The organism is Collimonas sp. OK242 (genome assembly GCF_900107095.1).
Classification (GTDB): domain Bacteria; phylum Pseudomonadota; class Gammaproteobacteria; order Burkholderiales; family Burkholderiaceae_D; genus Collimonas.
This window is the reverse complement of record NZ_FNOR01000042.1, coordinates 1-5642: the sequence shown is the minus strand read 5'-3', so window position 1 is coordinate 5642 and position 5642 is coordinate 1. Positions and strand designations below refer to the sequence as shown.

General features: G+C 50.6%; 2 tRNA genes and 3 rRNA genes. All 5 read left to right on the top strand.

Annotation, left to right across the window (positions count from 1 at the left end):
- The first annotated feature begins 204 nt into the window (after positions 1–204).
- The 5 genes from BLV81_RS23265 (at position 205) to rrf (ending at position 5617) form a co-directional block, all read left to right on the top strand.
- Positions 205–1737, top strand: a 16S ribosomal RNA gene (locus BLV81_RS23265).
- A gap of 125 nt (positions 1738–1862) precedes the next feature.
- Positions 1863–1939 (top strand) — tRNA-Ile (locus tag BLV81_RS23260).
- A 113-nt stretch (positions 1940–2052) separates the two neighbouring features.
- Positions 2053–2128, top strand: a tRNA-Ala gene (locus BLV81_RS23255).
- Positions 2129–2451: 323 nt separating this feature from the next.
- Positions 2452–5324 (top strand): 23S ribosomal RNA (locus tag BLV81_RS23250).
- 180 nt (positions 5325–5504) lie between these two features.
- Positions 5505–5617: ribosomal RNA gene (rrf, locus tag BLV81_RS23245) — 5S ribosomal RNA — on the top strand.
- The 16S, 23S and 5S rRNA genes sit together here with 2 tRNA genes alongside, the layout of an rRNA operon.
- Positions 5618–5642 lie beyond the last annotated feature (25 nt).

Genomic DNA, 5642 nt, shown 5'->3' with positions numbered 1-5642 from the left:
GAAGGTTCTTTAACAATTAACAGTCGATAAGTGTGGGCGTTTGATGGAAGTGCAGCGCTGTTCATGTAAATGGATGGCGTATAACTTAAAACATTAAATGTTCACAGAAGAAGAAAATAGGCGCTTCTGCAAAGAAGTGGCCTGTCAGTATTTTGAGTGAGCGATAGCAGAGATGCTAGGCAGCAATGCCACAAAACAGAGATTGAACTGAAGAGTTTGATCCTGGCTCAGATTGAACGCTGGCGGCATGCCTTACACATGCAAGTCGAACGGCAGCACGGGGGCAACCCTGGTGGCGAGTGGCGAACGGGTGAGTAATATATCGGAACGTACCTTTGAGTGGGGGATAACTAGTCGAAAGACTAGCTAATACCGCATACGATCTACGGATGAAAGCGGGGGACCTGTAAGGGCCTCGTGCTCATAGAGCGGCCGATATCTGATTAGCTAGTTGGTGAGGTAAAGGCTCACCAAGGCATCGATCAGTAGCTGGTCTGAGAGGACGACCAGCCACACTGGGACTGAGACACGGCCCAGACTCCTACGGGAGGCAGCAGTGGGGAATTTTGGACAATGGGGGCAACCCTGATCCAGCAATGCCGCGTGAGTGAAGAAGGCCTTCGGGTTGTAAAGCTCTTTTGTCAGGGAAGAAACGGGATGTCCTAATACGGTGTCCTAATGACGGTACCTGAAGAATAAGCACCGGCTAACTACGTGCCAGCAGCCGCGGTAATACGTAGGGTGCAAGCGTTAATCGGAATTACTGGGCGTAAAGCGTGCGCAGGCGGTTATGTAAGACAGGTGTGAAATCCCCGGGCTTAACCTGGGAATGGCATTTGTGACTGCATGGCTAGAGTGTGTCAGAGGGGGGTAGAATTCCACGTGTAGCAGTGAAATGCGTAGAGATGTGGAGGAATACCGATGGCGAAGGCAGCCCCCTGGGATAACACTGACGCTCATGCACGAAAGCGTGGGGAGCAAACAGGATTAGATACCCTGGTAGTCCACGCCCTAAACGATGTCTACTAGTTGTCGGGTCTTAATTGACTTGGTAACGCAGCTAACGCGTGAAGTAGACCGCCTGGGGAGTACGGTCGCAAGATTAAAACTCAAAGGAATTGACGGGGACCCGCACAAGCGGTGGATGATGTGGATTAATTCGATGCAACGCGAAAAACCTTACCTACCCTTGACATGGACAGGATCCTGAAGAGATTTGGGAGTGCTCGAAAGAGAACTGTCACACAGGTGCTGCATGGCTGTCGTCAGCTCGTGTCGTGAGATGTTGGGTTAAGTCCCGCAACGAGCGCAACCCTTGTCATTAGTTGCTACGAAAGGGCACTCTAATGAGACTGCCGGTGACAAACCGGAGGAAGGTGGGGATGACGTCAAGTCCTCATGGCCCTTATGGGTAGGGCTTCACACGTCATACAATGGTACATACAGAGGGCCGCCAACCCGTGAGGGGGAGCTAATCCCAGAAAGTGTATCGTAGTCCGGATTGTAGTCTGCAACTCGACTACATGAAGTTGGAATCGCTAGTAATCGCGGATCAGCATGTCGCGGTGAATACGTTCCCGGGTCTTGTACACACCGCCCGTCACACCATGGGAGCGGGTTTTACCAGAAGTAGGTAGCCTAACCGCAAGGGGGGCGCTTACCACGGTAGGATTCGTGACTGGGGTGAAGTCGTAACAAGGTAGCCGTATCGGAAGGTGCGGCTGGATCACCTCCTTTCTAGAGTTTGCATGAAAGTTAAGCGTCCACACTTATCGTCTGTTAGTTAAGAAGAACAGGTATCGGTCAAAGGCTGGTGCGTAGCGATACGCAGTAGTTGATGGTAGGCTCGTACTGATCCAAGCGGGTCTGTAGCTCAGTTGGTTAGAGCACCGTGTTGATAACGCGGGGGTCGTTGGTTCGAGCCCAACCAGACCCACCAAGTATCCGAGATTTTATGTTGATCTTGTTCTAAAGATTGACTGGCTCTGCCAGCGATCTTTAGTCTGATTGGCGCAGTCAAAAGTAGGTGTGCACTTTTGACTGACTATTTCTGGGGGTTTAGCTCAGCTGGGAGAGCACCTGCTTTGCAAGCAGGGGGTCGTCGGTTCGATCCCGTCAACCTCCACCAAGTTTCCTTGGTGAGAAATGTCAAACCTAAGTCGGCGCAGTAGCGCGCTGGGATTTAGGTTTGGTCTTTTTGAGATCAAAAGCAATAACTGTTCTTTAACAATTTAGAAGAAGTAGTAAAGATTCGTCAGCAGACAAGACATTGTTTGTTGATGGGTATGATTGTATCAAATCAAAAAGTATGTAAAGAGTTCTCAAAAGAGCATATCGGTGAAAGCTGATGTGTAATGCGAAAACACTTTGGATACGGCAAACGCTAAACTCATAGAAATACCTCTGTAACCGCTTTTTGGGTGTGAACGCATCCAGAGGCTAACGTTATAGGGACAAGTGAATAAGTGCACATGGTGGATGCCTTGGCGATATCAGGCGATGAAGGACGTAGTAGCTTGCGATAAGCTGCGGGGAGCTAGCAAACAAGCTTTGATCCGCAGATTTCCGAATGGGGAAACCCGGCCCTAGTGGTCATTGCATCCTGAATACATAGGTTTGCAAAGCGAACGCGGCGAACTGAAACATCTAAGTAGCTGCAGGAAAAGAAATCAACCGAGATTCCCAAAGTAGTGGCGAGCGAAATGGGAACAGCCGCAAGTGTTAGCAGTGGACATAGTAGAACGACTTGGAAACGTCGGCCATAGAGGGTGATAGCCCCTTATACGAAATGATCATTGTGGGACTAGGCTTGCAACAAGTAGGGCGGGACACGTGTAATCCTGTCTGAACATGGGGGGACCATCCTCCAAGGCTAAATACTCGATATCGACCGATAGTGAACCAGTACCGTGAGGGAAAGGCGAAAAGAACCCCGGAAGGGGAGTGAAATAGATCCTGAAACCGTGTGCATACAAACAGTAGGAGCGGACTTGTTCCGTGACTGCGTACCTTTTGTATAATGGGTCAGCGACTTACATTCAGTGGCAAGCTTAACCGTATAGGGAAGGCGTAGAGAAATCGAGTCCGAATAGGGCGTTCAGTCGCTGGGTGTAGACCCGAAACCAAGTGATCTACTCATGGCCAGGATGAAGGTGCGGTAACACGCACTGGAGGTCCGAACCCACTAATGTTGAAAAATTAGGGGATGAGCTGTGGGTAGGGGTGAAAGGCTAAACAAACTTGGAAATAGCTGGTTCTCTCCGAAAACTATTTAGGTAGTGCCTCAAGTATCACCATCGGGGGTAGAGCACTGTTATGGCTAGGGGGTCATCGAGACTTACCAAACCATTGCAAACTCCGAATACCGATGAGTGCGAGCTTGGGAGACAGACGCCGGGTGCTAACGTCCGACGTCAAGAGGGAAACAACCCAGACCGCCAGCTAAGGTCCCAAAGATTGGCTAAGTGGCAAACGAAGTGGGAAGGCTAAAACAGTCAGGAGGTTGGCTTAGAAGCAGCCATCCTTTAAAGAAAGCGTAATAGCTCACTGATCGAGTCGTCCTGCGCGGAAGATGTAACGGGGCTAAGCCAGTCACCGAAGCTGCGGATATCCGTAAGGATATGGTAGGAGAGCGTTCTGTAAGCCTGCGAAGGTGTCTTGTAAAGGATGCTGGAGGTATCAGAAGTGCGAATGCTGACATGAGTAGCGATAATGGGGGTGAAAAGCCTCCACGCCGTAAGCCCAAGGTTTCCTGTTCAACGTTCATCGGAGCAGGGTGAGTCGGCCCCTAAGGCGAGGCAGAGATGCGTAGCTGATGGGAAGCAGGTTAATATTCCTGCACCGTCGTTAGATGCGATGGGGGGACGGATCGCGGAAGGTTGTCCGGGTGTTGGAAGTCCCGGTTCCTATATCAGAGAAGGCTGTTAGGCAAATCCGGCAGCGTAATTCAAGGGTATGGGACGAGCAAACTTGTTTGCGAAGCAATCGGAAGTGGTTCCAAGAAAAGCCTCTAAGCTTCAGTCTAACGAGACCGTACCGCAAACCGACACAGGTGGGCGAGATGAGTATTCTAAGGCGCTTGAGAGAACTCGGGAGAAGGAACTCGGCAAATTTGTACCGTAACTTCGGGATAAGGTACGCCCCGGTAGTTTGACTGGCCTGCGCCAGAAGGACGAAAGGGCTGCAATAAAAAGGTGGCTGCGACTGTTTAATAAAAACACAGCACTCTGCAAACACGAAAGTGGACGTATAGGGTGTGACGCCTGCCCGGTGCTGGAAGATTAAATGATGGGGTGCAAGCTCTTGATTGAAGTCCCAGTAAACGGCGGCCGTAACTATAACGGTCCTAAGGTAGCGAAATTCCTTGTCGGGTAAGTTCCGACCTGCACGAATGGCGTAACGATGGCCACACTGTCTCCTCCCGAGACTCAGCGAAGTTGAAATGTTTGTGATGATGCAATCTACCCGCGGCTAGACGGAAAGACCCCATGAACCTTTACTGTAGCTTTGCATTGGACTTTGAACCAATCTGTGTAGGATAGGTGGGAGGCTTTGAAGCGGGGACGCTAGTTCTCGTGGAGCCAACCTTGAAATACCACCCTGGTTTGTTTGAGGTTCTAACCTTGGTCCGTTATCCGGATCGGGGACAGTGCATGGTAGGCAGTTTGACTGGGGCGGTCTCCTCCCAAAGTGTAACGGAGGAGTTCGAAGGTACGCTAGGTACGGTCGGACATCGTGCTAATAGTGCAATGGCATAAGCGTGCTTAACTGCGAGACTGACAAGTCGAGCAGGTACGAAAGTAGGACATAGTGATCCGGTGGTTCTGTATGGAAGGGCCATCGCTCAACGGATAAAAGGTACTCTGGGGATAACAGGCTGATTCCTCCCAAGAGTTCATATCGACGGGGGAGTTTGGCACCTCGATGTCGGCTCATCACATCCTGGGGCTGTAGCCGGTCCCAAGGGTATGGCTGTTCGCCATTTAAAGTGGTACGTGAGCTGGGTTTAAAACGTCGTGAGACAGTTTGGTCCCTATCTGCCGTGGGCGTTGGAAATTTGAAGGGGGCTGCTCCTAGTACGAGAGGACCGGAGTGGACGAACCTCTGGTGTACCGGTTGTCACGCCAGTGGCATTGCCGGGTAGCTAAGTTCGGAAGAGATAACCGCTGAAAGCATCTAAGCGGGAAACTTGCCTTGAGATGATATTTCCCGGGAACTAGATTCCCCTAAAGGGTCGTTCGAGACCAGGACGTTGATAGGCTGGGTGTGGAAGCGTAGTAATACGTTAAGCTAACCAGTACTAATTGCCCGTGAGGCTTGTCCCTATAACCTTAGCAGGTTATATGATGAGCTTATTTGTTTGCCAAGGTGAATCAAATCACCGTTTGGACATTCATACCCAACCGTCGTCACCCACCTCGGTGACGACGGTATAAAAAACTACTTCTTCTAGATTGCGTTGCGCGTTGCTCCACCTGGAGAACGAACAACGGTTACAAGTTATGCCTGATGACCATAGCGAGTTGGTACCACCCCTTCCCATCCCGAACAGGACCGTGAAACGACTTTGCGCCGATGATAGTGCTGCAACCAGTGTGAAAGTAGGTCATCGTCAGGCTTTTATTAAAAAACCCTCTGAACCA